General features: G+C 42.8%; 14 protein-coding genes and 1 pseudogene. 6 read left to right on the top strand and 9 right to left on the bottom strand.

The features are described 5' to 3' along the window. The first annotated feature begins 345 nt into the window (after positions 1-345). Both BM003_RS17730 and BM003_RS14510 read left to right on the top strand, forming a co-directional pair. Complete coding sequence (locus BM003_RS17730) at positions 346-486, top strand: hypothetical protein (protein ID WP_177184811.1); 141 nt, start codon at positions 346-348, stop codon at positions 484-486. Beyond that, on the top strand, positions 473-715 hold the full coding sequence (locus BM003_RS14510; RefSeq protein ID WP_093674324.1) for a DUF3885 domain-containing protein: 243 nt from the start codon (positions 473-475) through the stop codon (positions 713-715). The genes BM003_RS17730 and BM003_RS14510 overlap by 14 nt, the downstream gene beginning before the upstream one ends. Before the next feature lie 53 nt (positions 716-768). Here BM003_RS14510 and BM003_RS14515 read toward each other — a convergent pair whose 3' ends face one another. Together BM003_RS14515 and BM003_RS14520 are read right to left on the bottom strand one after the other, a co-directional pair. After that, positions 769-8112: an SdrD B-like domain-containing protein gene (locus BM003_RS14515; protein ID WP_093674326.1), complete on the bottom strand. Its 7344-nt coding sequence runs from the start codon at positions 8110-8112 to the stop codon at positions 769-771. A gap of 358 nt (positions 8113-8470) precedes the next feature. Further along, a pseudogene (locus BM003_RS14520) lies at positions 8471-9549 on the bottom strand (response regulator). Between the two features lie 193 nt (positions 9550-9742). Here BM003_RS14520 and BM003_RS14525 point away from each other — a divergent pair. Further along, complete coding sequence (locus tag BM003_RS14525; protein ID WP_093674328.1) at positions 9743-12820, top strand: ATP-binding protein; 3078 nt, start codon at positions 9743-9745, stop codon at positions 12818-12820. Positions 12821-13010: 190 nt separating this feature from the next. On the opposite strand, the gene BM003_RS14530 is transcribed toward BM003_RS14525, so the two are convergent. Next, positions 13011-13907: a DMT family transporter gene (locus BM003_RS14530; protein ID WP_093674330.1), complete on the bottom strand. Its 897-nt coding sequence runs from the start codon at positions 13905-13907 to the stop codon at positions 13011-13013. Between the two features lie 193 nt (positions 13908-14100). Beyond that, a complete protein-coding gene (helD, locus tag BM003_RS14535) occupies positions 14101-16422 on the bottom strand; it encodes an RNA polymerase recycling motor HelD (protein ID WP_093674332.1) in 2322 nt (773 codons plus the stop codon). Positions 16423-16977: 555 nt separating this feature from the next. Here helD and BM003_RS14540 point away from each other — a divergent pair. Continuing rightward, positions 16978-17370, top strand: a complete 393-nt coding sequence (locus tag BM003_RS14540) for a hypothetical protein (protein ID WP_093674334.1) — start codon at positions 16978-16980, stop codon at positions 17368-17370. A 71-nt stretch (positions 17371-17441) separates the two neighbouring features. Then, positions 17442-17924: a hypothetical protein gene (locus BM003_RS14545; protein WP_093674336.1), complete on the top strand. Its 483-nt coding sequence runs from the start codon at positions 17442-17444 to the stop codon at positions 17922-17924. 8 nt (positions 17925-17932) lie between these two features. On the opposite strand, the gene ybaK is transcribed toward BM003_RS14545, so the two are convergent. From ybaK to BM003_RS14570, 5 genes are all read right to left on the bottom strand, one after another. After that, on the bottom strand, positions 17933-18415 hold the full coding sequence (gene ybaK, locus BM003_RS14550; RefSeq protein ID WP_093674338.1) for a Cys-tRNA(Pro) deacylase: 483 nt from the start codon (positions 18413-18415) through the stop codon (positions 17933-17935). An 877-nt stretch (positions 18416-19292) separates the two neighbouring features. Next, positions 19293-20339, bottom strand: coding sequence for a PTS sugar transporter subunit IIC (locus BM003_RS14555; protein ID WP_093674340.1), 1047 nt, complete (start codon positions 20337-20339; stop codon positions 19293-19295). 491 nt (positions 20340-20830) lie between these two features. Then, on the bottom strand, positions 20831-21442 hold the full coding sequence (locus tag BM003_RS14560) for a DNA-3-methyladenine glycosylase (RefSeq protein WP_093674378.1): 612 nt from the start codon (positions 21440-21442) through the stop codon (positions 20831-20833). Positions 21443-21472: 30 nt separating this feature from the next. Further along, entirely contained in the window at positions 21473-22126 is a 654-nt protein-coding gene (locus tag BM003_RS14565; RefSeq protein ID WP_093674342.1) for a M15 family metallopeptidase, read from the bottom strand. Positions 22127-22190: 64 nt separating this feature from the next. Continuing rightward, complete coding sequence (locus BM003_RS14570) at positions 22191-23144, bottom strand: TerB family tellurite resistance protein (RefSeq protein WP_245734299.1); 954 nt, start codon at positions 23142-23144, stop codon at positions 22191-22193. Between the two features lie 242 nt (positions 23145-23386). On the opposite strand from BM003_RS14570, the gene BM003_RS14575 reads away from it, so the two are divergent. Continuing rightward, positions 23387-24769: a hypothetical protein gene (locus BM003_RS14575; protein ID WP_093674346.1), complete on the top strand. Its 1383-nt coding sequence runs from the start codon at positions 23387-23389 to the stop codon at positions 24767-24769. Positions 24770-24788 lie beyond the last annotated feature (19 nt).

Consider the following 24788-nt stretch of genomic DNA (forward strand, 5'->3'; position numbering starts at 1 on the left):
CTGTTACTGCTTTTCTTGGTTATGCACGCGATAATGACATTGAGACCGTTCAGGGACATTAGGTGATATAAAATGATCAGGTCAAGTGACTAGAATAGACAGTGGTTGTTATGGCGGGTTATTGGCCGGGACATACGATTCAGAGCCACATTTTCATGCATCATTCTAAAACCTCCCGATTCTTTCGTGCGAAAAAAAGGAATACACACAGTTTGTGTCGGTTTTCCAACAACTTCCACATTTTGCTTGTGATTCCTTCGCATTAGACTATAATTTCATTATACTTAGCTGAACTATACAGATTCTGAACTAATATATATTACCCTCTTAAAAGGAAAATAAATCATGCATGAACTCGATCACTTTTTACAGAAGAATTTTCCAAAACTTGTTCTTGCACCTTCATTAACTGATCAATGGGGCGCCAGTCTTCACTTTCCCTTGGCTCAGGGGATCTATCAATTCGAAAAAGATGGCAGCCTGTAATGAAGATTTTCCTCCATTGAACCCCCGGTTTGGCACAAAGCACAGCTTCACTTACCCTGATCTTTTCTTCATTAACATCACGAAACGGCTCATTTATTTCGTCTATGATGACCGCGGATGCGAACTCATCGCCACTGATAAAGCGACACTCCAACCAATCTATGAAAAATATAGCTGCTGGCTTGATGACTTCGAACGTGAGCATGCAGCATCTCTTTTTACAAGCTGAAAAAAGGCACCCGATCATAACTAAGATCGAGTGCCTTTGATTTTACTGTTTGTTTAGTTCTTTCTGCGTCGTCTTGAGAAAATGGTTAAGAATCCACCACCTATCAAGAGAATCGCTCCGACTGCCATCGTCATCATGTCGTTGGTGTCGCCGGTAATTGGAAGTCCCTTAGTTCCTTTAACTTTTGGTTTCTTTGTCGTTTGCGTTTCCGCTTCAACGCCTCGAACCAGAACTAAGTGATACTTGCCAGTTGCAAGACCTTTGAAGTTGACGTTGCCTTCCTCGTCGGCCATAACACCGCGAACAATGACGTGTCCGTTTTCGTCAACCACGTTGTAGATGGCGCCTGGTTCTCCACCTTTCAATACTAGCGGCACAGTTTCTTCTACAAAACCAAAATCGAGAGTAAGATCTTGATCGCCGTCATTAAGCAGGTTGCCAGATTCAGCCTTCCAAGTTGAAGAATCTTTTGATTTATCATTTGTTCCATTTTCCTTGGCAGGAATGAGACCTTTTAGAGCGCCTTTCGAAGCATCTCGATCAATGCTTACTGTATAGTGCTGTCCTTCTGGTAATGATGGCAGATTGCTGAATTCATAATGACCTTCGCTGTCTGTCTTGACCTGGTTCACTTCATTACCATTCAAATCAGTAACAGGTTTTCCGTCTGGTCCTGTAATAACTATGACAACACCTGGAATACCAGACTCACCTTTGTCCTGAACGCCGTTTTTATTTTTGTCGAGCCAGATATAATCGCCGACGGATACAGACTTTTCAATGAAACCAAAGTCTAGGGATAGATCTTTATCACCATCATTAAACAAGTTGCCCGACTCACTTCTCCAAGTTGAGGAATCTTTGCCTTTATCACTCGATCCATTTTCCTTGGTTGGTGCCAGATTTATCAGTGCTTGCTTCGAAGTATCTTTATCAATACTTACCTTATAGTGTTCTCCGGCTGGTAACGATGGCAAATTGGTAAATCCATAGTGACCATCCTTATCAGTCTTTGTTGATGTGATTTCCTTGCCGTCATTGTCTTTTACAGTCTGTCCGTTTGGACCCTTGATTGTAACTGTCACGCCTTCGATGCCTTTTTCGTTATCGTTCTGAATACCATCTTTATTCTTGTCTAACCATACATAGTCTCCGACGGATACAGACTTCTGAATGAATCCAAAGTCCAAGGTTGGATCTTTGTCGCCATTTTTAGTCAAGTCGCTTGATTCAGCTTTCCAGGTAGAAGAGTCCTTAGCTGAATCCTCACCTGCTTTTTCTTTTGTCGGAATCAGATTGTTCAGTGCATCCTTCGATGCATTCTGATCAATTGTAACCGTGTAGTGTTTGCCTTCTGGAAGAGCGGGTAGGTTCCCAAATTCATAATGACCTTTAGAGTCAGTCTTGGTTGCCTTAACTTCGTTACCGAAAACATCGATTACTGGTTTGCCATTTGGTCCAATGACGTTGACCACGACACTTTCAATTCCGGACTCATTATTATCCTGAATACCATTTTTATTCTTATCAAGCCAGATATAATCTCCAACAGATACCGAATTCTCAATATATCCGAAGTCTAGCGTTGGATCACTATCTCCATCATTGATCAAATCTGTTGACTCCGCATTTCCCGTGGAGGAATCCTCCGCTCTTGTTCCCTCACCTGTTTGAGTTGGGATCAAGTTCGTTAATGCTTCCTTCGTTGTATCGTCCGTAACAATACTTACCGTATAATGTTTTCCTGACGGTAATGCCGGAAGATTATCGAATTCATAGTGACCGGTTTTCCCGTCTTTGGTTTCGGTTCGCCGCTCACCTACCGGATCACCGTATACATCCGTTACGGATTGACCATCCGGACCAGTGATTCTAACTGTTACATTATTTATGCCGGTGTTACCATCATCCTGTTTGCCATTGCGATTCACGTCTTTCCAGACATAATCGCCGACCGACACAGATTTTTCTATATAACCAAAATCTAAAGTTGGGTCATCATTGTTATTATTTGGAAGAAACACAGAGTTCACAAAACCAGTTGATGAATCTTTTGCCAGATCACTTCCTTGACCAGCTAGAGTTGTGATTAAGTTGGCCAACGCTGACTTAGAGCTCTCTGCATCAGTATCAATGGTGACTCGATACAGTTGCCCTGGTAATAGCGCTGGCAAGTTCGTGAATTTGTAATAGCCCTTATTTCCGTTCTTATCATCGGTAGTTGTCTTTGGATTTACGTCATCTCCATAGACATCTTTTACTGGATGCTCCCCATATTGATCAACCATCGTTAAACGAACTTGGACCCCATTAATTCCTTGTTCATTGTCCTGTTGAATACCATCGCGATTGATATCTTTCCAGACATAGTCACCAACGGACACCGATTTTTCAACAAAGCCAAAATCAAGGCTCTGATCTTTGTCTCCATTTTCCGTTAAAGCTTTCGCTGTCTCTGTCCATGTGGACGAATCATTTTCGTTATTATCACCCTGACCGGCCAATGTTGGAATTAGATTAGTCAATGCCGAAGCTGATTGATCCTGATCGATCGTGACCTGATAACGCTGATCACTCGGCAGAGCCGGTAAATCCGGGAACAGGTAGTAGCCGTCTTTTCCAGTTGTCTCGTTTTTCTTCGTTGTTTGTATCAACACTTCATTGCCAAAAACATCGGTGACCGTCGATTTAATGACTTGACCGTCAGCATCCACAACCGATACGCTCAATTGAACGCCATTGATGCCTTTCTCACCGTCCTGTTGAATGCCGTCGCGGTTCATGTCTTTCCAAACATAGTTACCGACAGAAACCGATTTTTCAATATATCCGAAATCCAGTGTTGGATCATTATCTTTATCATTCGGAAGCAAAATGGAATCTGCAAAATTCGACGATGAATCTTGTGTTTTGTCGCCCCGACCGGCCAGTGTCGGAATCAAATTGTTCAGTGCATCGGCCGGCTGATCCAAATCAACTGTAACCCGATACAATTGCCCCGGAAGTAGTGCCGGCAGATTGTCAAATTGATAGTAGCCTTTATTTCCATCTTTGGTAACCGTTTTTTGATGTTGCACACTGTCCCCGAATACATCCGTTACCGGGTGCTCGCCGTCTGCATCGACCAGTGTCAGATGAACCTGAACATCATTAATGCCGGATTCGCCGTTCTGCTGGATGCCATCACGGTTCACGTCTTTCCAAACATAGTCACCAACGGACACCGATTTTTCAACAAAGCCAAAATCAAGGCTCTGATCTTCGTCTCCATTTTCCGTTAAAGCTTTCGCTGTCTCTGTCCATGTGGACGAATCATTTTCATTATTATCACCCTGACCAGCCAATGTTGGAATTAGATTAGTCAATGCCAAAGCTGATTGATCCTGATCGATCGTGACCTGATAACGCTGATCACTCGGCAGAGCCGGTAAATCCGGGAACAGGTAGTAGCCATCTTTTCCAGTTGTCTCGTTTTTCTTCGTTGTTTGTATCAACACTTCATTGCCAAAAACATCGGTGACCGTCGATTTAATGACCTGACCGTCAGCATCCACAACCGATACGTTCAATCGAACGCCATTGATGCCTTTCTCACCGTCCTGCTGAATACCATCGCGATTAATGTCTTTCCAGACATAATCGCCAACTGAAACTGACTTTTCAACAAATCCAAAGTCTAGCGTTGGATCACTCTCTCCATCCTCATTAAGCGTGACAGCATTTGCAGTCCAATCAGATGAATCTTTATCTGTCGCTGTCTTTTGGGGCTCTGTAGGTACTAAGTTATCAAGTGCCGTTAGTGTACCATCATCATTTTTGTCAATGCTTACTTGATAAAATTCTCCATCCGGAAGTAACGGCAAATCGGTAAAATTATAGTACCCTGCTTTGCCATCATGTGTACTTGTGATCTGAGATCCCACCGTCTCACCATTAATATTTTTCACAGATGAATCAACTGTTTTACCGTCTTTATCTACGACAATTAAATTTAATTTAACACCATTTATCCCAGAGTTATCCCCATCTTCAGAATTCTGAATACCATCTCTGTTCTTATCCAACCAGACATAGTCTCCTACCGACACGGATGGTACTTTAAAACCAAAGTCTAATGTTTGATCAGAATCACCATCATTTTTTAAATCCTTTGATTCAGCTGAATTAGTTGATGAATCCTTTGATGTGTCATTGCCCTGTTCTTTCAATGTTGGCACTTTACCGTTAAGAGCATTTTTTGTGCTTTGAGCATCATTATCAATACTTACAATATAATGCTGTCCATCTGGCAATGCCGGTAAGTTGGAAAATTCATAATGACCTGTACTATCTGTTGTTTGTTCTGTTGGCTGACTACCATCTGGCATAATAATATCTTTATTGTCGGATCTTTTGATCGATAGAACGATACCAGGAATTCCCTCTTCATTACTTTCTTGAATACCATCTCTATTTTTATCAAACCAGACGTAATTCCCAACGGAAACATAGCCTACATCTTCACCAGAACCTGTTGCACCTCCAGTGGCGATACGTACATTGACTGGTTCACTGAATGAAGTGGATGTGTACCCTGCCCCTGCGATTTGAGCATTGTTAATAATTTGTGTCAATCCTTTACTGCGAACAATATTCTGATTATAAGTCAGTATATACGCACCTGTTATCTCTTGGTTTGCCGGAAAGTCCAGTTCAAAATTTTCACCATTATTGGCGCTTTGGCTGAAACTTATGGAATAACCGGTTAAAGGTACTAAATCCCCTTTTGTTAGATTTCCTGTTGATGGGTCGACAACTGCTTTATACAACTTAAATGAATCATGATCATAGGTTTGATTGGCACTTAACGAATCTGTTAATTTCACGTTTTTACCTAGATCAGACTGTGCCTCGTTAATAGCCACGTTCCATTCAACTGTATCGTAAGGAGCACCCAGCATCTGACCGTTTTTCACCGTATAATCGGCTGCATGAGGAACCGTAACTGTTTTGTTGAATGAGTACGTAACCGAAGAATTATCCAAATCCTTTAAAGTGACGTCATTCTTATAGTTTCCACTTTTGTAAATAACGCCTGTCGGCTGTGACTGGTATTCAATTACATAAGGTTCTTTAATTTCATTATTAAATGTAAGTGTAAAGCCAGTAATTCCTGCCTCAGTTGTTGTCGGAGTGACCGTGTAATCACTCGGATTAACCACCTCGCCTTTTAACGGAGTCAAAAGTTTTTTCGCATGTGGATCTCCTGAGTCATAGTTAAATTTATAAACCGTTACAATGGGTTTACCTGTTTCCGGGTTAGTAACCATGATATTATGACTACCATTTTTATCTGGATCTTGATTCATTGTATCCGTAACTTCAGCCTTTTCCATTGTCAGGCTGTCAAAGTTAACCACTTCGTCCCAAGTGAACGTCTTAGTCGATGCATCGTAGGACCCAGTTTTATAACCATTAGTTGATTCCGCAGAACTTGCTCCTACTGAACCACTTCCTGTTTCCTTTTTATCTACCGTTCCATCGTTATAATCCAGTTTATAGTTATTTGAATAGCCACTCTGTGGATTGTAATTCGTCGAATAGGAAAGAAGATATTCAATAGTGCTATCTAACGGGTGGTGAAAATCAATGGTAAACCCACTGTTTCCATCATTCGAAGGAGTTACAGCATAGTCAGTACCCTCTGTTAATTTATTATTCGAATTATTTTTATCTATAATTGTCAGGCTTGATTGATCAAAACCATAAATGCCCGAACCAAAAGTATCTGTCAGGGTTGGCCCATTTTTATCCGAAGTTGCATTTAATGTCTGATGAAGCTGATTTAAATCTATTGTCCAATTAATCGTATTGCTCTTCGGATCAATCGTCCCAGATTTTGTAATGCCGACATTGTAAACTTTTACTGGATCGGTATTGACCGTTGCCCCGTTGCTCGTTGCTGCGTTACTGACCTCTCCTTGTTCGATGTGCTCTGAGTCAGACGCTTGCGTCTTATATGTGATCACGTAGGCATCCGAAGTCTGGCTACCGCCGTTAAGCGTTATATCAAAGGTCTTTCTGTCACTAGAGATACTGTTCACTGTACCGGTATCAGATATCGGATTTTTATAGGATGAAGATCCCGTCGGTGTAACTTTTTTTACCGTTAGCGATCCATCAACATAACCGCTGTCCCCTGTTACTATATCGTGAATGACGGGTGAATTAACTAAACTATTGTTGAAGTTATAATTAATCGTCCATGTAATTGTCTGGGTTGACGAATCATAAGAACCATTGCTTGATTTTGTCATAAACGGCGCATAGTGTGCAGTTACAGACGCTGAATTTTTCGCATCAGTTAAAGAGTTCCCATCTACCGTACCGTTTAATTGAATGTTATTTGTAAAACTTGGATTGACTGAACTGGATGGTGAGCCTGAATTTATCTTCTTATCTTGGTTTATTGTTGTATCATAAACGATTTTATATGCCTGAGTAATTGGATTTGTAAAGGAAATCGTAAATACATGCGTTGACGAATTAACTGGCGATACGGTATAGTCACTCGGGCTTGTCAACTCAGCACCCTTACTTGCTTCTGATCCATCCAAATTCATTGTAACCGGATAAATATGCATATTTGTTGGGTCGCCGACACCTGTCGGAAGTGTAGGTGTATCCGTGACAGTTGCATTATCAACTGTATCTGCATGCGTATTAATATAAGAGGTCCATGTAATCGTCGACGCATTGAAATCAGGAGTACTATTTGTGTGTGTATCCGTTACACCAGACTTGGTAACATCATTCTGGCTTGTTTTAAAAGCTAGCGTATAGTTTTTCCCGTTTCCAAAGTCTATTTGCTGAACGACCGTACCCGTCTTAACACTTTGCGCAAAGGACACATTTATTGTTGCTGTACCCTTTCTGTTAATATATGAGGGATTCTTTTGAAAATAGTCATTCAGCGTTATTGTTGCTTTGTTATCTGTACCCACTGTCAGTGTTCCAATTGGTGTTCCAATTGGCGTTCCATTAAGATTTACTTGCTCTGTGAACCCATTAGGTACATCAATCTGTGAAGGAATTGAAAAGGTAAAATAGTCTCCGCTATTTACCGCACCATCCGGTATACTCCAGTCATAGTCCAGTTCGACGCTACTATTTGGATCAACATTTGCATTAGTGCTTGAATTGGACATATCCTTGTCGTCTACTTTAAAATTTGTCAAAGTGACTGTTGCATCGTTTATTTGTGAGCCGCTTTCTAACGCCTCTGCCTTCCCCATAAACGGTGACAGTGACATCTGACTGAATACTACGAAGAACGACAGCGCAATGATCATCAACCGCTTCACTAATCTGTTGTGTTTTGTCTTTTTAAGTCCGAGTGGTAGTCTCTTGGCTCTCAACTTACTTCTCCCCTTTATTTTCTGTGTAGGAATTGAATTGGATAGTGATCTCTGTGACTCGTATAGGAATCCGGTTTTGATCCGAAGTGCATCAAAAAGTAGGAACACGATTTCTTCCGGAAGAATTGGAGTTGTCTGTTTTTGATGATTTTTGTGTCCAAACTATGTAAAAAAAGCGCAGTTTTCCCGGAATTTTGTTTATCCTTAGTTTAAATCCCAAATCTATACAGTTTCTGAACAATTGATGATAAATGTCACGTCGTGTTGAACCATGTCACCGCTCGGGAGTGCAAAAAAAGACCGCAAATCCTATTCATGGATTTGCGGTCCTCATATTCTTTTATTAATATTAGGATGATCAGTTCATCGCGTCTTTGCTTTCTTTGTAACGTTCGTACATGCGGATGGCGCCGTCAACATTGCCCATTTCATTGTAAAGCTTGATGATCAGCTTCATCGTCCGCTCGTCATCCGGCTCAATTTGATTGATCTGCTGACAGATGTCCAGCGCTTCCGCCTTTTTATTTTTCTTAATCAGGAATTTAACAAGTGCATACGCGTGTTCGAGCCAGAGCCCTGCCAATCTGATGCGCTCAGGTTCGACCCACAAGTAGCCATATTCATTAAAATAATGATTTCTGTAAGCCTTGAAGTGCTGAATATGAGCTTTATATGTAGACAAGTCAAGTGGCGGTAGCTGCGTTAACTGCTTTTCCCACTGCTCCACATCGATCGTTGTTCCGGATAAATTAAGGGAGTAGCCGATATCATTTTTAATAATATGATGATTGAATGGCAATTTCTCCATCAATTACGTATTTGGTAAACAGTCGTGTACAGTTGTGTTGTTCCTTTGACCGCGTCGACGCCAGGCCACAGCAAATCGATCAATGTTTCTTTACTGACAAAATGCTCATGTTCCTTCAGCAAGTAGGCATAGAGTTCACGTGCCCGAGACGTACGCCATTTGACAGGAATATAGGTTTTCACCCCGTTTTCCATTTTATAAAAATTGAGACTGTCAAAGCATTCAATGCCAAACTCAGTTTCTATCAGCGGCTCGCCCGTCTGTGCTGACTCTTGCTTCTTAAATAAGCGCTCCACAGCCTTCTCCAGTCTCGGTTTCAACATAGGCTTAAGCAGATAATCAATCGCGTTCAATTCAAACGCCTTGATCGCAAATTCGTCATAGGCGGTTGTAAAAACAATCTCGATACGCTCATCTGCTGCTTGAAGTGCTTCGGCAAGTTCAATGCCGTTAAGTTCAGGCATCTCTATATCCAAAAATGCGACATCCGGTCTTGCCCTCTTAGCTGCGTCAAGCGCTTGCTCAGGATCGGTGAACGATTGAATGGATTGAAACTTTCCTGTCTCCTGCAGCATTTTTCTAAGCTGATTGCATGCGAGTTCTTCATCATCGACTACAAATGCGTTCATTGTTTTCCTCCTTTGCACCGGGCTTGCAAACAGGCATTTTTCCGATCATTACAATTTCGTTACACCGATTATACCACTTGCCGCGAAAGCACAATCAAATTTTAATCCCATTTATCTCCATGCGGCTATTCAATTTACGAAACTGAACTGATAGAATTACATATATCCGAACGCTATTCAGGAGTGACTTGCTATGCATCGTGTGTTTGCCCTTTTTACAGTCCTTTTATGTTATATCGGTCTCTTTTTAATTTTGTTATCATGGGCACATTTTTACGATGTCCACGGGCCCATGGCGAAGAATGGCGTCATCAACCTCAATCATTGGAATTTTGAGAAGAACGGCAATGTCCAGTTGAACGGCACATGGCGATTTTATCCAAACCAGCTGCTTACACCTAAGGCTATTCATGCCGGTCATGGTAAGCATTCATTGATGGTGAGCGTTCCTGATAACATGAGAAATCCTATATCGAAAAACAGTTCTGAGGCGCAGGCAGGCACATATCGATTGTTGATTCATTCGGAGCGCGGCGGCCAGATGTTTGGTCTGCGCACTATTGTCATTTACAGCTCGAATCGCACTTATATGAATGGCCATTTGATTGGACAAAGCGGCAAACCAGCCTTGGGCAACGTACAACAGGCGTCACTCCGCCCCTACGTCACTTACTTTCCATTAAAAAAAGGGATAAACGAACTTGTGATCCAGACAGCCAGAATGGAAGGCAGCAGTGGTCGAGGGATTACCAAACCCATTGTTCTTGGTACACAAGAACGAATGGGGCGCAGTCACGACTTTGCCTTATTTAACGATATGCTGATGATCGTCGCTTTCTTTTTTATGAGCCTTTACTTTTTAGGCTATTATTCTCAGCGCAGGAAGGATATTCATCTGCTGTTTTTTTCAATACTTTGCTTATTTTTTGCGGTGATTATTTCCTGGATCGGCCAGAGCCGTATCATCTATCTTCTTATTCCAAATCTGTCTTTATCCGCACTTGCTGCAATAGAGAGCGTCAGCACGATCGGCATTGGTATTTCAACATTTCTTTACCTTTACTGCGCCTATCCGAAATTGGTTTCCAAAAAGATTTTGATCTTTGGAACCGCGTCAGCATTAGTCACATTGATCTTGGATTTTTTACCCTTTGATTTTCTGTCGTATGTGACTTATTTTCTTCACTCAATTTTGGCGGTATCCATGTTAGCTTATGCTTCCTATATTTTTGTTCTTGCGATCATCCAACGTATGGAGGGGAGCATTTACCTGACAATCGGCATATTTTCAATGAGCATATTTGTAATCAGCATTATCATTAATTCGTACAGCTCAAAGAACCCTTTTTCAGTTTACTCCATCTTTTCATTAATTTTCCTGCTTATGCTTTCGCTGATGATGTCCAAGCGTTTCTCAAATGCATTTGAACGAAGTGAGTCGTTAGCGAAGGAGTTGATCCGAAACGACAAGCTTAAGGATGAATTCATCGCTAAGACATCTCACGAGTTTCGGACACCGCTCAACGGAATCATTAATACCGCGCAAACGCTGCTTGCAGGAAAACGCGATCGGAAAATCAGTGAGGAAGCCGATAAGATTCAAATGATCACACGGATCGGGTATCGGCTGTCTGCTTTAGTCAACGATATTCTGGATATGGAAAAAATAAAACAAGGAAGCCTGACGCTTAGTCTTATTCCTTTGGACGTTTTTACGACCGTGAAAACGGAGCTGGTTTTTTATAAATTACTTGCCGAAAAAAAAGGGTTGGCGATTGTCAACGAAATCCCTTCAGATTTGCCGCTGATCTACGCTGATGAGAATCGATTCCGCCAAATTTTAAATAACCTGATGGATAATGCAGTCAACTACACCCAAAGCGGGCAAATCACATTAAGTGCTTGGCAAAAGGGCCAAGCGATTGAAATCGCGGTTTCGGATACCGGAATCGGCATCCCCGCCTCAGAATATACACGGGTATTTCAAGCATTCGAACGTAGCAATGAACTCAACCAAAGCGAAGGTGCCGGGCTCGGGCTCAGTATCGTCAAGCAACTCGCTGAATTGCAAAACGGGACGATTTGGTTCGACTCGAAGGTGGGAACGGGCACGACCTTCCACGTCACGATTCCTATTTTCGAACGAAACCAAGCACTTGAACCCGGCGCTGCCGTTCGTCTTCCTATTGCTCAAAGCAAAACTAATTCAGTAGATGACTCATCTGTGCCGCTCCTTGTCACTCCCTACCGTTCGCGCAAGGTCAATGCACCGACCATCTTAATTGTCGATGATAATCTGGAAAACTTGAGAATCGTGATTGATATGCTAGAAAATATTCCATATAATGTCGTTGCTGTAAAAAATGGGGTGGAGGCCTTGGCGAGTGTGTCACATGTCAAGCCGGATCTCGTTATTCTTGACCTGATGATGCCGGGTATGTCCGGATTTGATGTTTGCCGAAAGATCCGCCAGCAGTACAGTCTCATTGAATTGCCTGTTCTGATGCTGACGGCGGCAATCATTAATGACGACAAGCATTTTGCTTTCCGGGCAGGAGCCAATGACATTTTACAAAAACCCTATAATTTTTCTGAGTTTTCGGCGCGAATTCGCGGACTGATCTTAATGAAACAGGTGGCAAATCAAGCGACAAACATGGAGGTTGCGTTTCTTCAGTCACAGATTCGCCCACATTTTCTTTATAATGTCCTCAATTCGATTATCGCGCTCAGCTATGAGGATATAGAAAAGTCGCGTGAAATGACGGCACAGTTCGCGGCTTACCTGCGCGGGAGCTTTGACTTTCAGAACACGTCGGCAATGAGCACATTCAAGAAGGAATTATCTCTAGTCAATTCCTACCTCACAATCGAAAAAATGCGGTTTCAAGATCGAATTCGAATCAGCATGGATGTTGCGAAAAATATTGATTTCCCGTTGCCGCCGCTCATGATTCAACCACTTGTTGAAAATGCTGTTCAGCATGGCATTAATAAGCGAAAGACGGGCGGACGGATTACTTTATCTGTCAAGCAAATAGAAAACGCTTATGAAATTATGGTAACCGATAATGGTGTTGGTATGACCGAGGATCAGGTAAAAACAATACAATCAAAAAACCACGGTCAAAGTGTCGGCTTAAAAAATATTAATGAACGGTTAAAACACTATTTCGGAACACAGCTCACGATTCGAAGCGCTCTCGGAAAGGGGACAAGCGTTTCATACAAAATAACCGTCACTACATCACCCCGAGAATTGGACGACTGATTGTGGAATAGACAGCATGGCTTTATGGAAAAAAACATCAACAGCCGGTTGAAGCATTTATACGGCACAGCATTGCTGGTCCGGGGCGCTGTAGGAAAAGGAACAACCATAACCATGCGTGTTCCGGCGGAATAATCATTTATCGAATGCAAAAAAACCTTCCCGTATCTTGTCCTACGGGAAGGTTTTTTCAGCCGCTCACTTGCGTTTCAATCTTTGCAACAGTCCTTTGTTTCGTTAGATAAACGCCAGCGATGACGAGCGCGCCTCCAAGGATCTGAGGCAAAGTGATCGGATTGCCGAGCGCCAGGCTGATCAGCGCGGTAAACACGGCCAGTAAATTGAGATAAACGCCGGATTGACTCGCACCAACAGCGCGAACGGCGTAATTCCAGAAGACAAATGAGAATACTGATGGAAAAAGCGCAATGTAGAGTATACCCATGGTCGCCATCCCACTTAAACGGTAAGAAAATCCTGATGTGATAAAGAAGGGCAGCAGAACAAGCAGTCCAAGCGTTGCGGATACTGCCGTCGCGGCAATCGGCGGAATGTCTCCCAACTTCTTTCCAATCAATGTGTAAAAGGTCCACGCCGTGATCGCAAGCAGCATCAGCAAATCCCCATGGTTATAGTGAATGCTGAACACCTGCAGCAACGCGCCACGCGTCAGAACAAGCAGCACACCTACTAAGGAGATCGCAAGCCCCAAACTATTGGCAAGAGCTATTTTCTCTTTCAAAAACCAGACGGCAAATATCACGATCATTGCCGGATTCATCGAATTGACAAGTGCAGCATTCAACGATGTCGTAAAACGGAGCGCCTCGTATAGCAGCACATTGTACCCAACAATGCCGAGTAAAGACATAATCAACAGGATCTTCCACCGTTTCCATACTTGGGCCCATTTTGGTTTTTCAATCACATGAGCCAGCGGGAATAAGATCAGCACTGCAATCAGCCAGCGCACAAAGGTCATTTGGATCGGGGTCATTTCACTCACCACGTACTTGCCGAAAACATAGTTGCCTGCCCAGAATAAGTTGGCAAGAACAAGAAAACTCACCGCCTGATACTTCTTCACAAGAATAGTTCCTCCTCCAGTAGAACGCCTATCCCACGGCCGCGTTTTACTGTCTTTTTTCATTAAAAATAGCGGGAAAGAGCACACAAAAACACCCTCCCGCCAAACTCTAGAATTACTTGTCCAGCATCCAATCGCAAATAGCCCCTATTTTCAAGTGATAGTTGCCCCCTAGCCTGGTTCATCCATTGTTTCACGTTCGCAAATAATGCTCGGTCGGAATCCTGTTGAGGAATGGACTGGGTTCTCCGTTTGATAGCAGAACCAGCTCATGCATCGCGCGCGTGCATGCGGTGTAGAAAATAGTTTGCTCGCTTTCACGGCTATAGTTGGCAGATGACGCGTCATAAATAATTGCCGCGTCGAATTCAATCCCCTTCGCTAAGTACGTGGGAATAATGATAAATCCTTTATCGAATTGATAGGTGGCTTGCGTAATCAACTTAACATCCGTTTTATCCTTTATTAACCGGTAGGCTTCCCTGCACTCCTTCATGGTCTTTCCAATCAAGGCAAAGGTTTCAAATCCATTTTGCTTAAACGCAGCGATTTTCTCTAAAATGAGTGCGGATTTCTCCAATTCATCCGATGTGTCGATCCATTCGGGAAGTTTCCCGCTGCGATCAAACGGCTCAATTTGCCCACCGTCCGGAACAATTGCCCGCGCGAAATTCATGATTTCTTTGGTTGAGCGGTAACTGCGCAGCAATGTAAGCTTCTTCACCTCTTCAGGCTTATAAAGATGCTCTGATAGCATCGTATCTGAATTCAGACTTTGAGCGTAAATCGCCTGGTTCATATCACCAAGTATTGTCATTCGACATCTTGGGAATGCCGCTTGCAGATACGCCAATTGAGCTGGTGAATAATCCTGCGCCTCATCAATGATCAAGTGGCGAATTTCTTGATTTCCTTTTCTTCCCTGAATTTTTTCCTTCATATAAAGATAAGGAACAGCATCTTCCCATGGACAGTCGCCTTCTTCAAAGCGCATCCGTGTTGACTTGCAAATAGTGTCCCAATGACTCGGAACAACATCATCTGCATAGTGCTGATAAAATAGTTCACTATATACCTTTTGGCAATTAACGAAATCGAGCTGTTTCACTTTTCGTCTCATTTTTTTCATACGGCGATTCATAACAATTTTGCGCAGAAGCTGCTCCTCGCGGTCATAGTCATCGAATGTTTCCTGACTAAACTGTTTTTGCTGCTGCAGCTTCTCAAAAATGCTGGCATAATCCGATTTGTCCAGCAGTTCCGCTTCTTCAAGCACCCAATCTTCTTTTCTCTCCCGTTTCGAAAAGGCAGCCAGTCGTCGCAATAGCCAGTCGCGTACCTGTTCTAAGCGATTCAGTATTGTTTGGTCGTTAGGCAAAGCATAAAAATAGTTGCTGATTTCTTCTTTCGAAACAATAACTTGATCGCGAAACGTAATGTTCCGAAAAATCATGTTCTTCGATTTCAAAGTTTCCAACAGTTGGTCAATCAGATCTCGATAAGCAAGTGACGCTTTAAAGCGGATACCGGCAGTTCTTATTTTTAATTGCTCGTCATCTATCATCGTCAAGCATGATTCCGTTTGATCGAATGGGTTTTCAAGCTGAAGATCATTGCCGACCCGATCTTTAATGAAGTCCTTAAACGTTGTCTGCACCACGTTTTCCTCGCCTAGCTCAGGCAACACAGAAGAAATAAAGCTTGAAAAAAGTGGATTTGGAGAAAAAAGCATCATATTGTCGGATCTCAAGGTCTTGCGGTAACGGTACAAAAGAAATGCGACACGTTGCAGTGCTGCGGACGTTTTTCCACTGCCCGCCGCTCCCTGAACAATTAAATAGCGGTCGCTCTCATTGCGTATAATTTGATTCTGTTCCTTTTGTATTGTTGCAACGATACTTTTCATTTGCGAGGAGGCCTTTCCCCCAAGTACCGCTTGGAGGAGCGAATCGCCAATCGTCAGGCCAGTATCAAACATCCCCTTAATTTTGCCCTCACGAATAATGAACTGCCGCTTCAAAGTCATATTGCCCCGGACTTCTCCGTCCATCGATGTATATTTTGATGGCCCGGGCGCGTAATCATAGTACATGCTCGAAACTGGAGCACGCCAATCATAGATCAGGAAATCTTCATTTTGCGCGTCCATTAATGAACCAATACCGATATAAAGCGCTTCTGAACGTCTCTCGTCTTCTTCACGGAAATCAATACGACCAAAATAGGGCGTATCCTGAAGTCTGGACAACGTCTTAAGTTCTTTCGTCATTTGTCCATGTCTACGTTCACGTTCTGACAATAGCTCTGCCTGTTGCTTAATACTCGCCTGAGTCTCGTACACATCATCATTTTCATCAAGGTTAACTGTAACGTCATCCCAGAAATTTTTCCTTAAGTCAACGATTCCTTGCTTCACGTTGCTCTTTTTACCTGTTATCTTTTCAACTTTTTCTCCAATAACATCAATGACTTCATTGACACGTTCTTGTTCTTGCCTGCGTTCGCTCTGAGCCATAAAAGGAACACCTCTTGTTTGTTTGATCAGCACAAGGCATGGCGAATATATTTTTTCACTTGACATCAATTTAATTTTATGCTATGTTATAGTTTGACATTTTAACTCGATAAATGTCTCTTATTGAGTTATAACTATAACATGCACCGGAGTAAACTTCAATATCCGTGCGTCTTCCTAATGTACGTATGATCTAATTCGATTTCTTTAATTATATTCCAGTCACCGCTTGAATGTATCATGGCGTTTGGATTTCAATATCTTTTCTGCGAATCAATGGTTTTGAAAACATCGTATTTATTTGGAGATAATCATTTTACACTAAGCTGAAAAAAGGTTAATCTTAATATGTATCCTTTTGAAGGCCGCCGATTGATGCTGGTCACAGAGGTAAAGCTGCATCAATGTTTTGTAATAAAACTCAAAAAGCAAACGCTTTCTTAGATAAGAAAACCTTAATTAGGGACAGACATTGTTTCGATTTAATTGGCAAAGGCATATAATTAAAGGGGATTTTCTCGGTGAAGATCCAATTGACGGGGAGGGGTTCATTCCATGAAAACGATTAGCAGCATCCAAGATCTCAGAAAAGCACAAACAGCCATTGAGAACTTCAAGGAAAGCTACCCAAACACATTCTATCGGCTGATGCACCTTGTAAACTTCACACGACAGCTTCAGTTTAAATACGAATACCTTTGTGGTCTGATGCTCGGAAAAGATGCGTACGCGTTGCAATACGCCCCTCACTTTGTCCAGAGGTCGATCATCGATCTTTATAAAAATGAAATTGAGAAAATACACAAGCATCCTCAAGGGCTGCGCGCTTTGGAACAATTAATGAACGCGCATTTGGAAATCGGCTATGAAAATTTTTGTCTGCTCGTCCGCGGAAAATCACCGGAAGAGATCAAAGGCGTTTACTCTAATAATCGGATTATCAATTGATCTATTCGCTTTTTTGGACTAGATCGTTAACAGTTTCACCTCCCTAGTCATGCTGGAAGAAGGAAAAAGGAATGATATGCGCACCTGTATCTTTAAACAATGTGGTTTCTCCTATATTTATGTTTTATTTCCTTCCTCCACTTTTCGGTGTGGCAGCAGTGGTCAATTTAGTCATAGCGGTACTCGCTTTTTTCCTATCGACTAAATTTTTCAACATTAAGATTCCTTGGATTCATAAACTGCGCATGCTGATCAGCCTTTGGCTAATCAGTCTTATTGCGAATGCCTGTGGGTCGTTGTTCTTAAGCTCTATAGGCACTCTTGGTTTAAAAATTCATTTAAATCTCGTCGATTACTACACGATCTACGCTACACCGATGAGCGCACTGATCTTTGCCGTTGCTGTCCTTTTCTCCGGCTTGATCCTTTACGCATTTGCATACTTCTATTTGAACGCCCATTTAACAAAAAAACAAGCCGCACGGATCGCTGTTTTTTTCGCGATCATTGCGGCACCTTATCCGTTCTTAATCCCCACAAATTGGTTCTATTAAAATTTGCTTTATCTGATGATATCGGCAAGTTCAGCATGCGCTGCCTCAACTAAATCATCCACACCAAGAATAATCTGCATACCTTTTTTTCCACCACTGACAATAATATGATCAAGCGTACGCGCAGAACCATCGATCACTGTTTGATAGTGCTTCTTCATTCCAATCGGGGAACAGCCGCCGCGGACGTAACCTGTGTGTTTTTGGATATCCTTAACATGAATCATTTCAACCTTTTTTTCAGAGACTGTTGCAGCTGCCTTTTTCAAATTTAATTCCTCTGCGACGGGAACGACGAATACATAGAGCTCTCCGCTGTGTCCCTGCGTCACAAGCGTTTTATATACATTCTTCGGATCTTCTCCAACCTTCTTCGCAACGGAGATACCGTCAATCAGTCCATCGCTGATTTCATAGGTTTGCACGCTATAGGAAATGCGTTCGGAATCCAGAAGGCGCATGGCATTGGTCTTTGCTTTTGATTTCGCCATATGATCACACTTCCTTTCATTTTCTTGTACATTCTAACATAGCTATCGTTCAGGTGGATAGCTTTCCAAAGCTTATCATTTTAGAAAAACCGGATATGCCTGGTCCCTATTTTCATAGAACGTATGCTTACTTAGCGAAGGCTCCTTACATACGAACGTTCCTTTGCTCCAAATACCGTTTTAATCATCAACCTTGTCTTGAACAAACAGTTCTAGTTCACACTGGTAGGAAAGTATAAGAAAACATTTAAAGGAAACGAGTGTAAGCGGTCCGAAAAAACGCCGCGTCCTGCGGCTCACCGGACACTAGGCCGTCCATGGCCGTCGCAACTAAGTCTTCGCCTTCGCCAGAGGCTTGGTGAAGCCAAGTTTTCTAACACTGATAAAAAAGTATAAAAAAATTAAAGATTCAAGGAAACGAGTGTAAGTGGTCCGGAAAAACGCCGCGTCCTGCGGCTCACCGGACACTAGGCCATCCATGGCCGTCGCAACTAAGTCTTCGCTTTCGCCAGGGGCTTGGCGAAGCCAAGTTTTCTAATAAATCATTTGGATCCTTAATTAAGTAACGCGGCCAGAGTAAAATAAGCGGAGATTTTCCGGTTATATGCATCATGACGCTGGGTTCACAGGTAAATAAGGGTAATTTCTCCGCTTATGCACAGAAAAAACCTCCATTTTCACGTTTTTCGATTCGATAAGCGGAATTTCTCCGTCTATTTAAGCAATTTTTTCATTCATTTTCTAATTAAGCGGAATTTTTCCGTTTATTTCTCAAATCAGGCGCTAACCTGATCGCCTAACTGTAAAAAAAGACCGAAGCGGCATCCTTAGGACCGCTTCGGTCTCACTTTTTTCTCTAATAGGTTTATTCTCTCTCTTATTGAACTTCCATGTGAAGATCGCCTGCTTTAACCCAACCAAACATTTTGATCACACGGTAAAGCACGATGGTGACAACACCAGGAATTAAGACGCCCGCGACAATAAATGCCATCAGGCCTTTAATACCTTGGAGGGCCAGTATGTTCAAAGGAGCGATGAAAGAACTAAGACCGAGTCCGCCAAGTTCGTAAGGAACCTGGAAATGAAGGAGCATAGTTGCGATTGGTGCACTGATTACCGCCGCAACGAACGGAGGAATCACAAGTTTCGGATTTTTCACGAGATTAGGGAACTGAACCTTAGGTGTAACAAGGGCCTGTGCAAAGAAACCGCCAAAGTCATTCTCTTTAAATGACATAACTGTAAATCCAACAAATTGGACCGTACATCCGATCAATGCGGCAGCACTCGAAACCGGATCAAGTTGAAGTGCAATCGCCAGGGCCGCTGAAGAAGCAGGCGACATCAGGAAAATGCTCCAAACCAGTGCGATGACCATCGAAGCGATCAATGGGGAACCTTGCACAGAATGAGTAATCATCCCGCTGACTTTGGTCAGTGCGGGTGTGACAACAAGCGCTAATCCATACCCGCAAAGTCCTCCTACAAAAATGGATGCGAATGGGATCGCCATCATGTCGAATTTTGTTCTGCCGCTGATCTTCTTTCCAACAAAGACTGCGATTATCGCTGCAATAACACCGCTGACCGGCTGTCCGGGAGCTATTGTTAATACTTGAGGTGCCGCCGATTGAATTACAATCGCGTTGGCACCTACCGCTGCGCAAGCCATCGCGCTAAACATAGTCAAGGTGTTTGCCCTTAATTGATAAGCAATACCTGCGCCAATTGCCGGGGCAAGAAGTACTTTGGCTGCGCCGCCGATCACCATAAAAGGTTGGTAACCGGTGAATTTGCCCAATGTTTCAAAGAGAAGACCCATACCTAATGTTACTAAGATTGCGTTGGCAATTCCCGCCGAACACTTATACATTCGATCCATAAAATAATCCTTCATTTTCTGTTTCCTCTCTGCATTCATCCTTTTTTCGCTCCTTAATAATTTTTTCTCTTATAATTTAATAATCGAAATATTCCGCCACCAAAAGTACTTCTTATAAAGAACACGGCGTTTCACATTCAGTTTCATCAACAAGGTATCATGAAAGATTCGAATAAAAAAACCCATCCGTAATTTTCTCGGATAGGCGCTTCTTCGCGATTGCTTGAGCGCCTATTTTTGACGATGATAAGCTAGACTCAAACAATTCCATTGCAATTAAATGGTTGTTGTTTCAGTCTTTCATGTGCGCAATCGCAAAATAATTCGAATCAAGCCTTTCACTCGTATCTTATTGATGACCTGTGCCATTATTCTCACTTCCTTTTTTCTGACTTTTTGTGGTTGACACTGATACTATCAGAATTTTTCTAAGTTGTAAATACCTAATTGCATTTTAAATTAAAATTTTCTGTGAAAGCCCTTTGAATCTATTTTTTCGCTCACGAGCAGGGATTTTACATCTTTCTTTGTCAGATTATCTTACGTTTACGTTTTCTTGTTTTTGAGACATAGGGATTTCCGGAAATCCAATAGCGCCAAGGGTAAAAGCGCGCCTCTCCTGTGTTCTCAATACCGACACGCGGACCGGCTATAATTCGTTTCGGCTTAAATCCCGAAGCGATATAGAGCGGTGATTCCGTAAACATGCGCCCATAATCCTCATGGGTTATATCTAACGCTTCCGTAAGTTTTCCCGGCCCATTCGTCCGATCAATTTCTCGTTGCACGTTCCTTCTGGATTCAATAAGCTGCAGTCCATCCAATGGTTGGACAGCACGGATTAGGATCGCTTCCGGGACATTTTCTGGACCGCTCACAACGTTAACCAGTGTGTGCGTGTGCATCAAAAATGTGTAGACGTGGCCCGCGGATGAAAACATAATTTCCGTTCGTTTTGTACGCCTGTTTCCGTAACTATGCGCCGCGCGGTCTTCCGCACCCATGTATGCTTCCGTCTCAACGATATATCCTGATGTTGTTCCTTCTGGTGATTCTTTGACAAGTAAGCAGCCGAGAAGTGTTTTCGCTAACTCTTGTGTTGGCTGTTGGTAGAATTCTATAGGCAAAGGTCGATAGATCATGTTCAGTCCTCCGACAATTTTTTCACTCATTCAGTGAACACGTTCAGTTCCTCCATAGAGTGGTTCCGTTTGATGTTCCCGCGCCCACGTGCGGTCACCATATGAATAATGCCACCATTCCGTCGGGTTATGCGTAAATCCGGCATCTTCCATCAGCCTTTTCAAAAAACGTCGATTATCCCGGGCATGCAACTCGTTTACCGAGAGATTTTCGTTGCCTTCATAGAAATCCAGGTATGCCTCTTGATTAAAATCATCGAAATCCGTGCCCATTTCCAGCCAATCATTTCCATTGGCTAGTGTAAGATCAACGGCCGCGCCTGTATAGTGCGGTGCGGGCTTGAGGGGGTCTTTAGAAGGGAATGCGACAAAGTCACTAATTTCTTTCTTAATCTTTTCTTCTGAATACCCTGCCTCGCGAAACTGGCTAATCGTCCGATCATAGATAAATTTCTGCGTCTGAATTGAACGCCATCCGTCAATTAAAACGAACGAGATTCCTTCAGGAAGCTGCTCGGCAATAGACAAAATTTTTGCCGCGACACCTTGACGAAGGAACAGATCGTCACATGTTCCCGGCATTTTCTGTAAAAAATAGGATGGATAAATAGTAATCTTTGGTGAACAATCGGACAATGAAACCAAAGGTTCATCTTGCTTTGTAAATTTATTGATTGTATTCATTTAGCGCACCTCAATGATTAAAGCGCCTATAATGACGCCTTGCCTATGTATTTTCTATTATTAGTTACCGCGCTGCCATAATCTGTTCGTATGCCCGCTTAATCTGCGCCACTTTTTTATTTGCCTCTTTAATACTGTCTTCAGATGCACCTCGGCTCATCAGCCGATCCGGATGGTTTTCTTTGATCAGTTCCCGATATTTTTTCTTTATCACCTGATCCGAATCACTCGGCGCGCATTCAAGTAGTCGATAACTTGCGTCCAAGCTGACTTCATGAGAAGGTTCTCCTGCCGACGATTGTCCGAAAAATTGTGCTTTGATCGACTCATAGTCTCCAGCCAGTCCAAAAATAGTGCACGCCGTCCGAATCATTGATTCCTCTTCAACACGCAGCGAACCATCAGCCGCAGCAATTGCAAACAAAGCGGTAACCGTATCCACGAGCAGATCACGCCGCCCACGTACCGACGCGTATAATTTTTCAGAAATGGACTCGAAGGACTCCTCTGAATAACGCGACTCGTTGAAAAGTGTCATAATTTTTCCCAACTGCTCTTTGGTCGGCAAGAAGGCCTGCCGGACAATTTGGTCGACTTGGCGCACCTCATTTTCAGAGACCACGCCATCCCTCTTCGCCAACTTGGCAAACAGTTTCACAATCAACTCAACCTGCGGCATCAATTCGTCTTCTCTTGATTTTGAAACACGTCCATCAGCGTTATATGTAAAGGTGTTTCCGCAATCCGGGCATGTCCAGTTTCCGGGAATATCGTCAAAAGTTACATGATGCCCGCAATAAGGACAATTACGCGAGACTTTTCTGTGCCAGCGTGTATCCGTACCCGTACTGCGTCCTCCGGAAAACACGCGTCCACCGCTGCCATTCGGCAGAAATAAAATGATGATCAACGGAATCCATTCGAACAAAAAGCCTACAATGAACCAGAACACCACATTTCTTTTCTTTGCAGCGGCCAAGACAGCCACAGCAATTGCGAATAAAAATCGCCACGTCACATCAATCAAACCTTTCTGCCACTTCAGTATTCCCGAATAGTTACTATGTAAATAATAGCAGAAATTTGGATCGGATCCTGCACAAAAATTTTGAATTATGATAATGGATCAGCAGCCTGTCCCCACTTTTTCCCTCAATTACTTCTCGCAGTAGTATTTTTTTCACGGTTGCGCAAGTTAAGGACATAGTGAGTGGCTAGCTTCTCCTGTTTCTAAATCTGAACCCTTTGGAGGCTTATGTGTTGATCCGAACCATTTATCTAATGGCTATCACTAGTTATGTCGTATCTTTTCTTTTTCCGCATCAGCCGGTCTTTAAATTATTCGTTTCCGTTCTCTGTATGCTTGCCGTTGGTCTTAGTCTGCAACGCGTGCGAGGACTGGCTCTGTCATTCGGCGCTTTTTTTCTAGGGATAGGCAGCTTAATGCTTGTAGTTAGTCACGCAAAGGCTATTCAATTCATTACTTCTTTCGGAGAAATGATCCAGATGGTGACGCTTTTCGCGCTTATTCCCATTTTGTCATTCCCAATTCGTTATGGTCATTATGCAGATGAGATTAGGGAATTGATTAGAAGAAAAGTGACTAGCCGCAGCCAATTTTATGTGCTCACCTCCATTATCTCTTTCTTTTTCAGTTCATTCATGAACTTAGGCGCACTACCGCTCACTTATCATTCAATTGCTCCGTCAACGAATCAGTTTGAAATTGCACATAAAAAGCGTTATCTGAGTTGCGCGATCACACATGGTTATGCGATGCCTTTATTATGGAGTCCTATCACACCTATTGTCGGAACTGTTTTATACCTAACCAAAACCGCCTATTCACAGGTTTTTCCCTACCTCATCATTTTAAGCATCGCGGGTTTGGTACTTGATTGGGCGACTTCCAAGGGGGCTCCAGGATTCATGAATAAAGCACGCAATGAAGCCGAACAAGAAATTGCAGTCACCCAGACAAGCAGCGTGGTCAAAGAACTCCGTTTGACAAAACTTTGGCAAATTGTTGGCACTGTTCTTTTGCTGAACGGTTTAGTCACTGTACTTGATCATTTTTTTACGCTCAGCTTTCTTTTTCTTGTCAGCCTGATTGTTCTGCCATTCGCCTTTAGTTGGTGCTTTCTGATTGGTGAGACTCGTTCCTTTTTGTCGGGACTCCATCATCACTTCCACACCTATATTCCTCAGATGCAAAACCAATTTTTTATTTTCTTAACTGCCGGGTTCTTTATTACCGCACTTCATGTTTCTCACGCGGATCGTATGGTCACCCATGCAGTAGACACGCTGATTCAGTTCACCGGACTCAGACTTTTTCTTATTGTCCTGCCGCTTATTCCGTTCGCACTCGCTTTTCTTGGGCTGCACCCCGCAGTTGGTCTCGCACTAATTTCTGAAGCGCTCCGTTCCCAGGTACTCCTTGTGGCGCCAGTAGTCGTGACGGTCGCAATGCTCGGTGGCGCAATTCCCGCATTTCTAATGGGACCATATAATGCAACGCTTGGCATGATGTCCGCGCTTATCCATGAAAAGCCGTTCACTTTGTCTCATTGGAACGCTCCGTTCACATGGCGCTATCTCATCTTGCTCACGCTCTTTGTACAATTCATGTATAATCATTAGATAATGCAGCGTTCCGTTA

It is taken from the genome of Sporolactobacillus nakayamae, from assembly GCF_900113325.1.
Taxonomy (GTDB): domain Bacteria; phylum Bacillota; class Bacilli; order Bacillales; family Sporolactobacillaceae; genus Sporolactobacillus; species Sporolactobacillus nakayamae.

Excerpts from the sequence above, each read along its gene's own strand:
- BM003_RS17730 (WP_177184811.1), top strand. The coding sequence starts at position 346 with ATGCATGAACTCGATCACTTTTTACAGAAGAATTTTCCAAAACTTGTT.
- BM003_RS14555 (WP_093674340.1), bottom strand. The coding sequence starts at position 20,339 with ATGAATGCAGAGAGGAAACAGAAAATGAAGGATTATTTTATGGATCGA.
- BM003_RS14560 (WP_093674378.1), bottom strand. The coding sequence starts at position 21,442 with ATGATCTATCGACCTTTGCCTATAGAATTCTACCAACAGCCAACACAA.
- ybaK (WP_093674338.1), bottom strand. The coding sequence starts at position 18,415 with ATGGCGAAATCAAAAGCAAAGACCAATGCCATGCGCCTTCTGGATTCC.
- BM003_RS14510 (WP_093674324.1), top strand. The coding sequence starts at position 473 with ATGGCAGCCTGTAATGAAGATTTTCCTCCATTGAACCCCCGGTTTGGC.
- BM003_RS14540 (WP_093674334.1), top strand. The coding sequence starts at position 16,978 with ATGAAAACGATTAGCAGCATCCAAGATCTCAGAAAAGCACAAACAGCC.
- BM003_RS14525 (WP_093674328.1), top strand. The coding sequence starts at position 9,743 with ATGCATCGTGTGTTTGCCCTTTTTACAGTCCTTTTATGTTATATCGGT.
- helD (WP_093674332.1), bottom strand. The coding sequence starts at position 16,422 with ATGGCTCAGAGCGAACGCAGGCAAGAACAAGAACGTGTCAATGAAGTC.
- BM003_RS14565 (WP_093674342.1), bottom strand. The coding sequence starts at position 22,126 with ATGAATACAATCAATAAATTTACAAAGCAAGATGAACCTTTGGTTTCA.
- BM003_RS14545 (WP_093674336.1), top strand. The coding sequence starts at position 17,442 with ATGATATGCGCACCTGTATCTTTAAACAATGTGGTTTCTCCTATATTT.